Here is a 14,561-nt window from a genome sequence, read left to right as displayed (position 1 = left end):
CTCATTGCAGGGCGGCCGTCGCGGGCTGCCCCGCGGCACTGCCTGCCGGTTGCGCCGGCGGGGTGGCGCACTGCGCCTTGCCTTGCTCCGACAGCCGCGCCGCCTCTCCAGCCTGGCCGCTGGCCGCCTGCCACTCGGCCATCGCCGCCAGCGCCTGGCAGCTGCGGTATTTCGCCAGCTTGCGCTCGTCCTGCGCTTCGGCGAGCAGCTTGGCCTCGTCCAGCTTGCCGAGATAGAAATCGTGGATCGGCGCCGGCCAGTCGTCTTCCCGGTTGCGTTCGCGCGCGGCCAGCAGTTCGGTTTTCGCCAGTTCCGACTGGCCGCTGCGCACGCGTGCGATGTACAGCCACAGCGGTCCGAGTTCGTGGCCGTACAGCTTGTCCAAACCCGCGCGCAGGCGCGTTGCCGCTTCGGCGGGCTTGCCGGCCAGGAGCAGGCGGCGGCCAGTCATCACGTTCGCCTCGGGATTGCCCCCGAGCGCCGCCTTCTCCAGCCATTGCGCGGCCAGGGCAGGGTCGCGCGGCACCAGCTTGCCTGCCATGTAATAGGTGGCCAGCGCCATCTGGGCGTCGGCATTGCCGGCGTCGGCCTCGGCCTCGATCCAGGGCTCGAGCCGGTGGCGCTGGCCGAAGGGCTGGCCGCCGACGTACGACAGGTACAGCTTGCGCTGGCTCATCGCGAACAGGACGCGGTGCGCGCGCAGGAAGTCCGCGCCCAGCAGCACCTCGGCCGCACCTTCGTAATCGATGACGCCGACCTCGGCGTTGCGCACGAGTTCGTCGCCGATCTCGAAGCGGTCGAAGCGCGTGCGCCAGCGCGCCGCCGGGCGCGAACCGATGCCGGTCGCGTCGGCCGTGCGCGTGACGCCCGGGTCGTCGAGCTTCAGGCCGGCCCGCTTGGCCGCGTTCAGGGTGATGAAGGAGGTGCTGGCGCCGCTGTCGATGATGGCGTCGAGCTTGACGCCGTTGACGACGACGGTGAAGTGCGGATTGGCGTCGTCGCGCATGTGCGGGTCGAAGGGAACGACAACCGCCTTCTCGTCCCAGTAGCCGAGGAAGGCCTGGTCGCAGTTCTTCGGACGGAAGAATTTCAGTTCCTTGGTCGCGAGCGAAATCTCGAGGTCGCTCTGCAGCAGGAAGGGAGCGCCGACCAGCGCGTCGAAGCTTGGCGGGTGGCCGAATTCCTTGACCACGCGCAGCGTCATGCGGCCGCTCTTGACCGGCCCGATCGAGAACTCGTCGACCCGGGCGTGGTACACCCGCGCCATGCCGCCGATGCCGGCCACCGAGCGCCCGCTATTGCGTAGCGCCAGCTTGCGCGGTTCGGTGGCGGCCGGGGTCAGCAGGGTCTGGAAGGCGCCGGTATCGATGAGCATGCTTGCCGGCGTGCCGTTGATGCTGCCGTCGGTCGTGATATTCAGGCCGAGGCCGGCATAGCGCAGCGGCAAGCGCTGCACCTCCACGTACTGGCATGCGCCCTCCTGTGCCGCCGCCGCGGGGAGCAGGACAGGCGCCAGGAAGAAGACGGCGAGGGCGGCAGAACGAATGTGGGCATGGATATTCATGCAACTAATTCTAAATTGAAACCTTTCTCCTTTGGTCAATTTCTTAACTGAAAGTCATAAAAAAAGCAGGCCCCACCGTTTGCACGGTGCGCCTGCTTTTTTGCCTCGCGGCCGCTGCCTGTTCGGCTGCCTGTTGCTTACTTCTCGGGTGCCAGCACCAGCTGCTGCGATTCGGCCACAGCCGGCTCGCGCAACTTCGGACTTGCCTTGCCGGCGCCGCTGCCCTGGCCACGCGGCTGGCGCAGGTAGCGCGCGCTGTGACGCCGCTCCGCCTGCCCGCCGTGGGACGGAATGGTCAAGAAGCGCGACAGTTCCTGCAAGGCACGCTGGTAGACATCGCGCTTGAACTCGATGACCACGTCCAGCGGCACCCAGTAGTCATGCCAGCGCCAGGCGTCGAACTCCGGATGGTCGGTCAGGCGCAGATTGACGTCGTTGTCGCGCGCAACCATGCGCAACAGGAACCAGATCTGCTTCTGGCCGCGGTAATGGCCGCGGATCTCGCGCTTGATGAAATGGTCAGGCACCTCGTAGCGCAGCCAGTCGCGGGTGCGGCCCACGATCTTGACGTGCTCCTGGCGCAAACCGATTTCTTCTTCGAGCTCGCGGTACATCGCCTGTTCCGGCGTCTCGCCGTATTTGATACCCCCTTGCGGAAACTGCCACGAGTGCTCGCGCACCCGTTTGCCCCACCACACCTCGTTATTGGCGTTGAGCAGGATGATGCCGACGTTGGGGCGGAACCCTTCCCGATCGAGCATAAGTGCACCTCGAAACTTTCTGCCGGCCTCTGTGTCCGTTACATTTTTACCTACAAATCCAGGCGTCAGCTGCCTCCGCTCGTGGCGAAAACCGCCGACGCTGTACGTTGCGGACCCATTTGTACAAAGATTGGACGCATCAGCCAGCTAATCCTTTAAAATTAGGTCGATTATAACTCTCTCTTTTTAAAAAGAATTCATCGATATGCGCGCCTCACGATTTTTTATTTCAACTCTTAAAGAAGCGCCGTCCGACGCCGAGATCGTCAGTCACCAGTTGATGATGCGCGCCGGGATGATCAAGCGCCTCGGCTCCGGCATCTACACGTACATGCCGCTCGGCCTGCGCGTGATCCGCAAGGTCGAGGCCATCATCCGCGAAGAGATGAACAAGTCGGGTGCCCTCGAACTCTTGATGCCGGTCGTGCAGCCGGCCGAACTGTGGCAGGAAACGGGCCGCTGGGACAAGATGGGTGCTGAACTGATGCGCGTCAAGGACCGCCATGGCCGCGACTACGCGATCCAGCCGACCTCCGAGGAAGTCGTCACCGACGTCGTGCGCAGCGAAATCAAGTCGTATCGCCAGCTGCCGCTGAACTTCTATCACATCCAGACCAAGTTCCGCGACGAGCGCCGTCCGCGCTTCGGCCTGATGCGCGGCCGCGAGTTCACGATGAAGGACGCATATTCGTTCGACCGCGATCTTGACGGCATGCAGAAGTCCTACCAGGTCATGTTCGACGCCTATGTCCGTATCTTCAACCGTTTTGGCCTGAAGTTCCGCGCCGTGGCAGCCGACAACGGCGCCATCGGCGGCACCGGCTCGCACGAATTCCACGTGATCGCCTCGACCGGCGAAGACGCGCTGGTGTACTGCCCGGATTCGGATTTCGCTGCCAACATGGAAGCGGCCGAGGCGCTGGCCATCGGCGCGCGCGGCGCGGCCACCGAAGACATGAAGAAGGTGCCGACGCCAGGCAAGACCAAGTGCGAAAGCGTGGCCGAACTCCTGAACCTGCCGCTGTCGCGCACCGTGAAGACCATCGCGCTGACGGTCGAGCAGGAAGAAGAGGGCAAAGTCAGCAAGCAGTATTTCATGCTGCTGTTGCGCGGCGACCATGAACTCAACGAAGTCAAGGTCGGCAAGGTCGCGGGCCTGGCCAACCACCGCTTCTCGCTTGAGTCGGAAATCCAGGAAGTCTACGGCACCGTGCCGGGCTACCTCGGCCCGGTCGCGCCGAAACAGCCGGTGACCATCGTTGCCGACCGCACGGTGGCCAACATGGCCGACTTCGTCTGCGGCGCCAACGAAGTCGACGCCCACCTGACGGGCGTGAACTGGGGCCGCGACCTGCCGGAGCCGATCGTTGCCGACCTGCGCAACGTGGTCGAAGGCGACGCTTCGCCGGACGGCAAGGGCGTGCTCGCCATCGAGCGCGGCATCGAAGTCGGCCACGTGTTCCAGCTCGGCACCGCGTATTCCGAGAAGATGGGCGCGACTTTCCTCGACGAAAACGGCAAGCCGGCACCGCTGCAGATGGGCTGCTACGGCATCGGCGTGACCCGCATCCTGGGCGCGGCGATCGAGCAGAACTTCGACGACAAGGGCATCGTCTGGCCGGACGCGCTGGCGCCGTTCCAGCTCGTGCTGTGCCCGATGGGCATCGATCGCAGCGAACTGGTCAAGAACCAGACCGAGCAGCTGTATGCCGAGCTGCAGGCGGCCGGTGTCGACGTCATCGTCGACGACCGCGGCCTGCGCCCGGGTGCGATGTTCGCCGACTGGGAACTGATCGGCGTGCCGCACCGCGTCGTCATCGGCGAGCGCGGCCTCAAAGAGGACAAGCTCGAATACCAGGGGCGCCGCGAAACCGAGGCCACTGCCGTGCCGGTGGCCGACATGGTCGGCTTCATCAAGGCCAAGCTCGGCCAGTGATGCCGCAGTGGGGACACAGCCGGGCAGGCGCCCGGCTGGGACGCTGCGTCCTTGCCGCCTTGGCTTTCGCCCTGGCGGCGGGGACCGCCCACGCCGGTAACCAGAAGGAAGAAGCGCTGGCCGACTCCGTGCGCCTGGCGCTGTCGAACGCGATTGCCGACACCCGTCCGCCGAAGCCGAGCTTCCGCGACGAGGCCGCGCGCGTGCGCTACCAGGCCTGGTTCACCGAGATGTCCGCGCGCCTGAAAAAGCGCCTGCCGGACGAGCTGTCGCGCACCGAATTCCTCGAATCGGTCTGGTACGAATCGACCCGCGCCGGCCTCGACCCGGGCCTGGTGCTGGGCCTGATCCAGGTCGAATCGGCCTACCGCAAGTACGCCGTCTCGATCGTCGGCGCGCGCGGCTACATGCAGGTGATGCCGTTCTGGACGAAGGTGATCGGCGACAGCGACCGCCGTAAACTGTTCCACATGCAAACGAATTTGCGCTACGGCTGCGCGATCCTGCGCATGTACATCGACATGGAAAAGGGCAACCTGTACCTCGCCCTCGGCCGCTACAACGGCAGCCGCGGCAAGCCGCAGTATCCGAACGCGGTGCTGTCGGCGTGGAAGAAGTGGGAGTTCAATCCGGTGCAGGTGGCGCAGCGGTAGGGACGCAGCAGCCGTGGCGAATCGTAGGGTGGACGGGTTCCCCGTCCACGCGTTCAACGCACGTTCGCGTGTCAAAACGCATCGCTACAGATCATGTTCGGGTTGAACGCGTGGACGGCAAAGCCGTCCACCCTACGGGTTGCGCACGTCGACAACAAACCGGCAACATATCAATCGAGCCACAGTCGCCCGTCCCGGTGTAGACTGCCCGTTTTTCCCTGTTCCAAACCCATCATGCGAATGAACACAATCGCGGCGGCCAGCCTGCTGGCGCTGCTCGCCGGCTGCGCCTCGACCGGTCCGGCCCAGGCACCTGCGCAAGCGGGCAACGACGGCGGCCCGCGCGCCAAGAACATCATCTTCTTCCTCGGCGACGGCATGGGCATCAATACCCTGACCGCCGCGCGCATCTACGCCGCCGGCGAAGACGGCGAACTGACCATCGACACGCTGCCCGAATCGGCCTTCGTGAAAACCTTCTCGAACGACGCCCAGGTCACCGACAGCGCCGCCTCGATGTCGGCCTACATGACGGGCGTGAAGCAGAACAACGGCGTGATCTCGATGTCGACCGAGACCCGCGCGATTCCTCCCGCCGCCGACGTCAACGGCAACAAGCTGGTGAGCCGCTGTGAGAATGGCAAGCCGGTGCCGACCCTGGCCGAACTGGCCAAGGCGCGCGGCATGGCGGCCGGCGTCGTCACCACCACCAAGGTGACCGACGCCACGCCGGCCGCGACCTATGCGCACGCCTGCACGCGCCGGCTGGAGACGGATATCGCCGCCGCCCTGGTGCCGGGCGGCGCCGGCTATAACGCGGCGCTGGGCAAGAACAGCCTGGACCTGGTCTTCGGCGGCGGCGCCGAGTTCTTCACCCCGTTCGCCCAGGGCGGCAAGCGCGCCGACGGGCGCGACCTGGTCAAGGAACTGCAGGCGCAAGGCTGGCGCGTCGCGGCGAACACGGCGCAGATGACGGCCTTGCAAGCGACGCAGCAGCCGGTCATCGGCCTGTTCGGCCAGGGCCACCTGGCCTTCGAGGCCGCGCGTGATCCGGTCAAGCAGCCGATGCTGTCGGAGATGACGGGCAAGGCGATCGACATCCTCTCGAAAAACCCGAACGGCTTCTTCCTGATGGTCGAGGGCGGCCTGATCGACCACGCGCTGCACGCGACCCAAGCCAAGCGCGCGCTGCAGGAGACGGTCAGCTACAACGCCGCCCTGAAGCTGGCCATCGACAAGATGCAGGCCATCGATCCGGGCCTGAAGAACACGCTGATCGTCGCCACCGCCGACCACGACCACACCCTGCTCATCAACGGCTACTCGCCGCGCACCGGCAAGACGACGCCGACCAATCCCGGCATCCTCGGCCTCGTGCGCGGCCTGCCGGAAGGGAAGATCCGCCTCGACAAGGACGGCGCGCCGTTCACCATCCTCGGTTTCGGCACCGGCGAGCACCGCGTGCAGGGCAGCCGCAAGGAGGTGAAATTGACCGACGAGATCGCGGCGGGCGACGACTACCACCAGGAAGCGGTGGTGCGCACCCGCAAAGGCGCCGAGACCCATGGCGGTGCCGACGTCTACCTCGGGGCGATCGGCGCCAATGCGGAGCTGTTCCGCGGCACCATCGACAACACCCGCGTTTTCAGCCTGATCAAGACCGCGGCGGGCCTGTGAACTTCGCCGCCAGAAAGCACGACATGACCACCATCCGACTCTCCGCGCTGCTCGTCGCAGCGTGTTTCACCCTGAACGCACAGGCCGCCCCGGCCGTTCCTGCCGCCAAGGCATCAGCGAAAAACATCATTTTCTTCCTCGGCGACGGCATGGGCCCGACCACGATCACCGCCGCGCGCATTTTCAAAACCGGCGAAGACGGCCTGCTCAACTTCGAGCGCCTCGACCGCACGGCGCGCATCAAGACCTATTCCGCCGATGCCCAGGTCACCGACAGCGCGCCCTCGATGGGCGCCTACATGACCGGCGTGAAGATCAACAACGACGTGATCTCGATGAAGGACGCGAAACCGGTCGCCCCAGGCAAGGACGCGAACGGCAATCCGAGCATCGACCGCTGCGGCGCGAACAACGGCACGTCGCCGATGACGATCCTGGAACTGGCCAAGGCCGCCGGCAAGTCGGTCGGCGCCGTCACCACGACCGAGCTGACCCACGCCACGCCGGCGTCGACCTTCTCGCACGTCTGCGAGCGCGACATGGGCTATACGATCGCCCAGCAGGTGGTGCCGGGCGGCGCCGGCTACAACGCGCGCCTGCTCGATGGCGTCGACGTCCTGATGGGGGGAGGGCGCAACCACTTCACGCCGTTCGACGCGAAGACCAACCCGAAGGGCCGCGGCGACGGGCGCGACCTGATTGCGGAACTGGCGCAACAGGGCTACTTCGTGGCGAATACCCGCGCCGACATGGCATCCGCACGCACCGGCCGCAAGTTCGTCGGCATCTACAGCGCCGAGAGCCACCTCGACTACGCCGCCAAGCGCCGTCCGGAACAGCCGACCCTGGCCGAGATGACGGCCAAGTCGATCGAGCTGTTATCAAGCAACCCGAAAGGCTTCTTCCTGATGGTCGAAGGCGGCAAGATCGACCACGCCCTGCACGACACCAATGCGCGAAATGCGATGGTAGAGACGGTCGCTTTCGACGAGGCGATCCAGACCGCGGTCGACCGCATGCGCGCGCTCGACCCGGGCCTGGACAACACCCTGATCGTCGTCACCGCCGACCACGACCACACGATGGTCCTGAACGGCTACCCGAAGCGCGGCAACCCGGTGCTCGACATCGTGCGCAACGTCGGCGACGGCCAGCCGACCAGGGATGCCGACGGCAAGACCTACACCACCCTCGTCTTCGGCAACGGCCCGAACCGCCCCGACCTGCGCGCGGACGTGGACAGCGCCACCGCCCTGTCCGAGGGCTACCACCAGGAGACGGGCGTGCGCTGGTCGAGCGAATCGCACGGCGGCGGCGACGTCAAGCTGTACGCCGCCGGTTCCGGCTCGGCGCCGTTCAAGGGAACGATGGAGAACACCCACGTGTTCACGCTGATGAAGGCGGCCTTCGGCTTGTAAGAGGGCAGGGTTGCGTAGTGATCGTTGGCGGCTCCGTTTTCGCGCCGGATGATCTTGCCGCCAACGATCACCGCGTGGACGGGGAACCCGTCCACCCTACGGTCAAGCGCATCGTCCCCCGAAATCCGGAAACCAAAACTAAAAAGCCCCGATCTCGCGATCGGGGCTTTTTACGTTCGGGCTAGAGGGCAGCCAGTCTTTTCTTATTTCAGATGATTCGAAATGAGCTTGGTCATTTCGAACATCGAGACTTGCGCCTTGCCGCCGAAGACAGCTTTCAGCTTGTCGTCGGCATTGATCATCTGGCGGTTGTCCGCAGCTTGCAGGTCCGCTTTCTTGATGTATTCCCAGACCTTCTTGGTCACTTCGGTGCGTGGCAGCGGCTTGTTGCCGACCACTGCGGCCAGCTCGGCCGATGGCGTCAGTTCTTTCATGAACGCGGCATTTGGCTTGCGCGCTGCTGCCGGTTTCTTTGCTGCTGCGGCTTTCGGCGCTGCTGCCTTGGCAGGAGCTGCTGCCTTCTTCGCCGCAGGCTTGGCTGCCGGCTTGGCGGCGGCCTTCTTTGCGGGCGCTGCTGGGGATTTCTTGGCTGTTGCCATCTTCGAGCCTCCTAAACGAACAATATGAGAAATTGCGCAATACATCGCACGGCTTATATTGGTGGCGTTTTACTGTTCCTGCAAGTCTTTTTCTAAATTTTTTCACTCTGACAAGCCCAAAAAACAGGGTTTATACGCAACTCGTCGTCATAGAGTGAAAAACCGCCCAAAAACGGGCATAAAAACGCCGCGCCGGGAACAATCCGGGCGCGGCGTTTTGGATGGCACCGAACGGACGAAAACGCCCGCTGCCGGCTCAGCGCAGGCCGGGCATCATGCCTTTCATTCCGCGCATCATCTTCATCATGCCGCCGCCTTTCAGCTTCTTCATCATGGTCTGCATCTGCTCGAACTGGTTCAGCATGCGGTTGACTTCCTGCACCTGCACGCCGGCGCCGGCGGCGATGCGGCGCTTGCGGTTGGCCTTGATCAGTTCCGGCTTGGCGCGCTCGAGCGGCGTCATCGAGTCGATGATGCCGACCATGCGCCGCACCTGCTTCTCGGCCTGGTCCATGTTGGCGTTGCCGGCGGCCTGCTGGAACTGCGCCGGCAGCTTATCGAGCAAGCCCGCCATGCCGCCCATCTTCTTCATCTGCGCCAGCTGCGACTTGAAGTCGTTCATGTCGAAGCGGCCGCCCGACTTGATCTTGTTGGCCATCTCGGCGGCGGCCTTCTCGTCGACGCCCTTGCGGGCCTCTTCGACCAGCGCCAGGATGTCGCCCATGCCCAGCACGCGGTTGGCCATGCGGCTCGGATCGAAGGCTTCCAGGCCGTCCAGCTTTTCCGACACGCCGGCGAACTTGATCGGCTTGCCCGTCACGTGGCGCACGGAGAGCGCCGCGCCGCCGCGCGAGTCGCCATCGAGCTTGGTCAGCACGATGCCGGTCAGGGGCAGGGCGTCGTTGAAGGCCTTCGCCGTATTGATCGCATCCTGGCCCAGCATGGCGTCGACGACGAACAGGGTTTCGACCGGTTTCACCGCGCCGTGGACGGCGGCAATCTCCTGCATCATCGCTTCGTCGATGCCGAGGCGGCCGGCGGTGTCGATGATCAGGACGTCGTGGTAGTGCTTCTTCGCCCAGTCGAGCGCGGCCAGGGCGATGTCGACCGGCTTGTCGGTCGAGGTGGACGGGAAGAAGTCGGCGCCGACCTGTTTGGTGACCGCTTCGAGCTGGGCGATCGCGGCCGGGCGATACACGTCGGCCGAGACTGTCAGGACCTTTTTCTTCTTCTGTTCCTTCAGGTACTTGGCGAGCTTGCCGGTGGTCGTCGTTTTACCGACACCCTGCAGGCCGGCCATCAGGATGATCGCCGGCGGCTGCTGGGCGAAGGACAGTTGCGTCGCTTCCGGGCCGAGGTCGGCGCCCATCAGGCTGGCGAGTTCGCGCTGCACCACGCCGACCAGCGCCTGGCCGGGGCTGAGCGAGCCGACGACTTCTTCGCCGAGCGCTTTTTCCTTGACGTTGGCAATGAAGGTGCGCACTGCCGGCAGGGCCACGTCGGCCTCGAGCAGGGCCATGCGCACTTCGCGCAGCATCTCGGCGGTGTTCGCTTCGGTCAGACGCGCTTCGCCGCGCATCGTCTTGACGACCTTGGCAAGGCGTTGGGTAAGGTTATCTAGCATGTTCTATCTACCTGACTATATAAGTAAGACGGTATTCGGCAATTCTCCATTTTACCCTGTGCATCGCGCTCCCGCCCGCCGATGCGGCCTGCGCAAGACGGATTTTTTGGATGGGCTATCTGCGCCGTACCAAAACGACTGCTGCGCATGGCGGCCAACGGCCAGGAAACGTCCGGGCGCGGCGCAAGGGGGCTGCCACGCTCATTTGGCGATGGTGTAGACTGCCGCTATGCACAACACCCTCTTTTTTGCCGCGGCCTTCCTGTACGCGGCCTGCGCCCTGCTGCCTTCGAGCCAGGGCGCTGTCATTTCAGCCGTGACCGCGCTGGCCTGGGCGCTGCACGGCGCTGCCCTGTGGAGCGACGCCTTCGCCCCGGACAGCCTGCGCATCGGTTTTGCCATCATGCTCTCGGCCGCCCTGTGGGTGTCGGTGGCCGCCTACTGGATCGAGAACCGCAACTTCGCGCTCGACAGCCTGCGCCGCCTGGTGATGCCCTGCGCGTTCGGGGCGGCGCTGCTGCCGGTGCTGTTCCCCGGGGCGCTGATGCCGCTGCACGGGCAGTCGAGCGCCTTCGGCTGGCACGTCGCGGTGGCGGTGCTGGCCTACAGCACGCTGACGATCGCCGCCTTCCACGCGGTGCTGATGGCCTTGCAGGAGACGCGCCTGCACGCGCGCATCGTCCCCGCCGGCGGCGGCTGGCTGGGCGGCGCGCTGGACCAGCTGCCGGCCCTGCTGACGATGGAGAAACTGCTGTTTCGCCTGATCGGGATCGGCTTCGTGCTGCTGACCCTGACGGTGCTGTCGGGCGTCGTGTTCTCCGAACAGCTGTTCGGCCGCGCCATGCGCTGGGACCACAAGAACGTGTTCGCGCTGCTGTCCTGGATGCTGTTCGCGGCCCTGCTGGCCGGGCGCCGCTGGCGCGGCTGGCGCGGCAAGACCGCACTGCGTTTCACGCTGGCCGGATTCGCCACGCTGGCGCTGGCCTATGTCGGCAGCCGCTTCGTGCTCGAAGTCGTGTTGCAGCGGGGTGTCGCATGAGCCGCATCGTCTTCTGGGTCATCCTGATCGTCGTGGTCGGGTTCGCGATCCGCGCCAAACTGCGCGCAGCCGTGCGCCGCGCCGAGACCCACGTGCCGCCGCCGCGCCCGAGCGCGCAGAGCCCGGCCGTCATCGAAAACATGACCAGCTGCGCGCATTGCGGCCTGCATTTCCCGGCCTCCGAAGCCGTGCGCGTCGAGGGGCAGGACTACTGCAGCCCCGCCCACGCCGCCAGGATCAGCAATTGAGCAGCAATTGAGCCAGCAGGCAAACCAGCAAGCCGATCGGCAAGCCCGGGCCGGCCTGCCCGTGTCCAGCCAGGCGCGCGCCACGCTCTGGCGTTCATTGCAGGCGCTGACCGTTACCCGCATCGTCATCGCGCTGGTGCTGATCCTGTATCTCGCCTTCGACGTGCGCGGCGGCCAGGCCCAGGCGGCGCCCGCGTATGCGGGCCTGTGCTTCTTCTACCTGGCCGCAGCCGCCGGCTTCGCCGCGCTCACCGGTCTCTGGAAGCGGCGCTTCCTGGCCCAGCTGGCGGCCCAGGTCGCGCTCGACCTGGCCGTCATTTCGCTGCTCTACCTGGCCGCCGGCGGCGTGCGCAGCGGCCTGGGCATCCTGTACCTGTTCCCGCTGGCGGGCGCGGCGATCCTGGCGCCGCTGGTGCTGGCGCTGTTCTCGGCCGCGGTCGCCACCCTGTTCGTCCTGCTCGAGCTGCTCTGGAAGAGCGTCACCCAGGCCGGCGAGCCGGCCCTGATGCAGGGCGGGATGTACGGCATCGCCTTCTTCGCCGTGGTCTGGCTGCTGAACCGGCTGGCCGCGCGCCTGATCGGCCAGGAGGAACTCGCCGCCCAGCGCGGCGCCGACCTGCAGGTGCAGCAGGCGATCAACGAGATCGTCGTCGCCGATGTGGGCGATGGCGTGCTGGTGGTCGGCGCGGACGGCGCCATCCATAACGCCAACCCGGCGGCGCGCCGCATGCTCGGATTCGAGGGCGCGGCGCCGGCGCGGATCGACGAGCCGGGGCTCGAGCCGGTGGCCCAGGCCTTTGCGGCCTGGAGCGGCAGCGGCGCGGCGATCCTGGCGCCCCGGCCGGCCCTGTCCGCGGTCCAGCCGGTGCCGGGCGAGGCCGGGCCGGATGCCGCTTACGTGATCCTGAAACCGTACCAGGAAGCCCAGGCGGGCGAGGGCGCGCCGCGCGCGCGCCGCGAGCAGCCGGCGCACCTGAAGCTGCGCTTTGCCCACGTGCAGGCCGGCGCCGGCAGCCTGGGGCGCAGCGTGGTCTTCCTGCATGACGTGAGCGCGATCGAAAACCAGGCGCAGCAGCTGAAACTGGCCTCGATGGGGCGCCTGACGGCGAGCATTGCGCACGAGGTGAGAAATCCCCTGTCGGCGATCGGCCACGCGACGGCGCTGCTGGCCGAAGACCTCCATGGCAAGGCCGAGCTGCGGCTGCTGAAAATCATCGGCGACAACGTGGCGCGCGTGAATCGCATGGTCGAGGACATCCTGCAGTTGTCGCGCAAGGCCCAGCCGTATTCCGAGCCGCTGCTGCTGGCCCCGTTCCTGGCCGAGCTGAAGGCCGAGTTCTGCGAAACCCAGGACCTGGCCGATGATATAGTGTGGCTCGGCGGCGCCGGCGCCATCGAGGTGCGCTTCGACGCGCTGCACCTGCGCGAAGTGCTGGTCAACCTGCTCGGCAATGCGATCCGCTACGCCAGCCGCGCGCCGGCGAGCATCCGGATTTGGCCCGAGCTGGACGCCTTCGGCACCCTGGAACTGCACGTGCAGGACGACGGCCCCGGCATCACGCCGGAAGTGCGCGCCCACCTGTTCGAGCCCTTTTATACGACCTCGAGCAAGGGGACGGGGCTGGGGCTGTACCTGGCGCGCGAGCTGTGCCTGAACAATGGCGCCAAGCTCGACTACGAATCGCGCCTGGAGGCGGGCGCCGGTGGCCGGGCCAGCGGGCGCTTTGTGATCACCTTCGCCCAGCCGCCCGCGCCCGGGGCGGCGCGTTAGTTTTTTGGACGGAAAGGCAGTCATGAGTTCTCCCCGCATCCTCGTCGTCGACGACGAACCCGACCTGCGCGACCTGCTCGACATCACCCTGGTCAAGATGGGGCTCGACGTCGATTGCGCCGCGACCCTGCGCGAAGCGCGGCGCCTGCTGGCCGACCATGCGTACGCGCTGGTGCTGACCGACATGCGCCTGCCCGACGGGCTCGGGCTGGAGCTGGTGCGCGAAGTCTCGGGCGAATCGAAAACCCCGATCGCCGTCATCACCGCCTTCGGCAGCGCCGAGAATGCGGTGGTGGCGCTGAAGGCCGGCGCCTTCGATTACGTGTCCAAGCCGGTCGTGCTCGACGAGCTGCGCGTGATGGTGCGCTCGGCACTGAAGCTGTCGGACAAGGCGGCCGGGCCGGTCCCCGGCGAGGGCGGCTCGCGCCTGATCGGCGGCTCGCAGGCGATGCAGTCGCTGCGCGCCCAGATCGCGCGCCTGGCGCGCTCGATGGCGCCGATCGCGATCACCGGCGAATCCGGCGCCGGCAAGGAACTGGCCGCGCGCGAAATCCACGCCCAGAGTTCGCGCGCCGCCAAGCCCTTCGTGGCCGTCAACTGCGGCGCAATTCCCGAAAATCTGATGGAGTCGGAATTCTTCGGCCACCGCAAGGGCGCGTTCACCGGGGCAGGGGAGGAGCGCGAGGGCTTCTTCCAGGCCGCCAACGGCGGCACCCTGATGCTCGACGAAGTGGCCGACCTGCCGCTGGCGATGCAGGTAAAACTGCTGCGCGCGATCCAGGAGCGGCGCGTGCGCAAGATCGGCGCGACCCAGGAGGAGCCGGTCGACGTGCGCATCATCAGCGCCACCCACAAGGATCTCGCCAAATGCGTCGAGACCGGGGTGTTCCGCCAGGACTTGTTCTATCGCCTGAACGTGATCGAACTGGCGCTGCCTGCCCTGCGCGAGCGGCTCGACGACCTGCCGGTGCTGGCCGAGGCCATCCTGGCGCGCCTGGCCGGCCCCGGCGGCGCCGCGCTCGGCCCGGGCGTGCTGGACGCGCTGCGTGCGTATTCCTTCCCGGGCAACGTGCGCGAACTGGAAAACGTGCTGGAGCGGGCGCTGGCCTTTGCCGACGGCGGCGTGATCCAGGTCGGGGACCTGTCGCTCAAGGCCGCGCGGCCGGCGCAAGCTCTCCAGCAGGCCCCGCTGGCGGCCGAACCGCCGGCGCCGCCCGAGCCGCCGGCGCCCGCCGCGGCGCCTGTCCCGGCGCCCGACGCGGCGCCCGACG

The 14,561-nt window shown here is 66.5% G+C and carries 12 protein-coding genes; 8 read left to right on the top strand and 4 right to left on the bottom strand.

Translation table 11 applies throughout. From position 1 onward, the window contains the following. Position 1 precedes the first annotated feature (1 nt). Positions 2-1,564 (bottom strand): aspartyl protease family protein, encoded by a 1,563-nt coding sequence (locus ACFPAH_RS16825; RefSeq protein ID WP_379747582.1) that lies wholly within the window; start codon positions 1,562-1,564, stop codon positions 2-4. A gap of 137 nt (positions 1,565-1,701) precedes the next feature. Further along, positions 1,702-2,325 carry an RNA pyrophosphohydrolase gene (locus ACFPAH_RS16820; RefSeq protein ID WP_379747579.1) on the bottom strand — a complete coding sequence of 208 codons (624 nt, stop codon included), beginning with the start codon at positions 2,323-2,325 and terminating at the stop codon, positions 1,702-1,704. 205 nt (positions 2,326-2,530) lie between these two features. On the opposite strand from ACFPAH_RS16820, the gene ACFPAH_RS16815 reads away from it, so the two are divergent. From ACFPAH_RS16815 to ACFPAH_RS16800, 4 genes are all read left to right on the top strand, one after another. Beyond that, a complete protein-coding gene (locus ACFPAH_RS16815) occupies positions 2,531-4,261 on the top strand; it encodes a proline--tRNA ligase (protein WP_379747577.1) in 1,731 nt (576 codons plus the stop codon). Next, positions 4,261-4,914, top strand: a complete 654-nt coding sequence (locus tag ACFPAH_RS16810) for a lytic transglycosylase domain-containing protein (protein ID WP_379747575.1) — start codon at positions 4,261-4,263, stop codon at positions 4,912-4,914. Before ACFPAH_RS16815 ends, ACFPAH_RS16810 begins: the two co-directional genes overlap by 1 nt. A 240-nt stretch (positions 4,915-5,154) precedes the next feature. Next, positions 5,155-6,591, top strand: coding sequence for an alkaline phosphatase (locus ACFPAH_RS16805; RefSeq protein ID WP_379748167.1), 1,437 nt, complete (start codon positions 5,155-5,157; stop codon positions 6,589-6,591). A 23-nt stretch (positions 6,592-6,614) separates the two neighbouring features. Continuing rightward, positions 6,615-8,009 (top strand): alkaline phosphatase, encoded by a 1,395-nt coding sequence (locus ACFPAH_RS16800; RefSeq protein ID WP_379747573.1) that lies wholly within the window; start codon positions 6,615-6,617, stop codon positions 8,007-8,009. Between the two features lie 203 nt (positions 8,010-8,212). On the opposite strand, the gene ACFPAH_RS16795 is transcribed toward ACFPAH_RS16800, so the two are convergent. Together ACFPAH_RS16795 and ffh are read right to left on the bottom strand one after the other, a co-directional pair. After that, positions 8,213-8,608, bottom strand: coding sequence for an SWIB/MDM2 domain-containing protein (locus tag ACFPAH_RS16795; protein WP_379748165.1), 396 nt, complete (start codon positions 8,606-8,608; stop codon positions 8,213-8,215). A 256-nt stretch (positions 8,609-8,864) separates the two neighbouring features. After that, positions 8,865-10,232, bottom strand: a complete 1,368-nt coding sequence (ffh, locus tag ACFPAH_RS16790) for a signal recognition particle protein (protein ID WP_379747571.1) — start codon at positions 10,230-10,232, stop codon at positions 8,865-8,867. A 229-nt stretch (positions 10,233-10,461) separates the two neighbouring features. Here ffh and ACFPAH_RS16785 point away from each other — a divergent pair, with 229 nt between their 5' ends. The 4 genes from ACFPAH_RS16785 to ACFPAH_RS16770 form a co-directional block, all read left to right on the top strand. Beyond that, complete coding sequence (locus ACFPAH_RS16785; protein ID WP_379747569.1) at positions 10,462-11,271, top strand: cytochrome C assembly family protein; 810 nt, start codon at positions 10,462-10,464, stop codon at positions 11,269-11,271. Further along, complete coding sequence (locus tag ACFPAH_RS16780; RefSeq protein ID WP_379747567.1) at positions 11,268-11,519, top strand: PP0621 family protein; 252 nt, start codon at positions 11,268-11,270, stop codon at positions 11,517-11,519. The genes ACFPAH_RS16785 and ACFPAH_RS16780 overlap by 4 nt, the downstream gene beginning before the upstream one ends. Before the next feature lie 7 nt (positions 11,520-11,526). After that, entirely contained in the window at positions 11,527-13,290 is a 1,764-nt protein-coding gene (locus ACFPAH_RS16775; protein ID WP_379747565.1) for a sensor histidine kinase, read from the top strand. A 22-nt stretch (positions 13,291-13,312) separates the two neighbouring features. Continuing rightward, positions 13,313-14,561, top strand: a 1,249-nt coding sequence (locus ACFPAH_RS16770; RefSeq protein WP_379747563.1) for a sigma-54-dependent transcriptional regulator, incomplete at its 3' end; no start/stop codon positions are given.

This window comes from Massilia sp. GCM10023247 (genome assembly GCF_042653325.1).
Taxonomy (GTDB): Bacteria; Pseudomonadota; Gammaproteobacteria; order Burkholderiales; family Burkholderiaceae_D; genus Telluria.
This window is presented reverse-complemented; position numbering and strand designations above follow the sequence as displayed.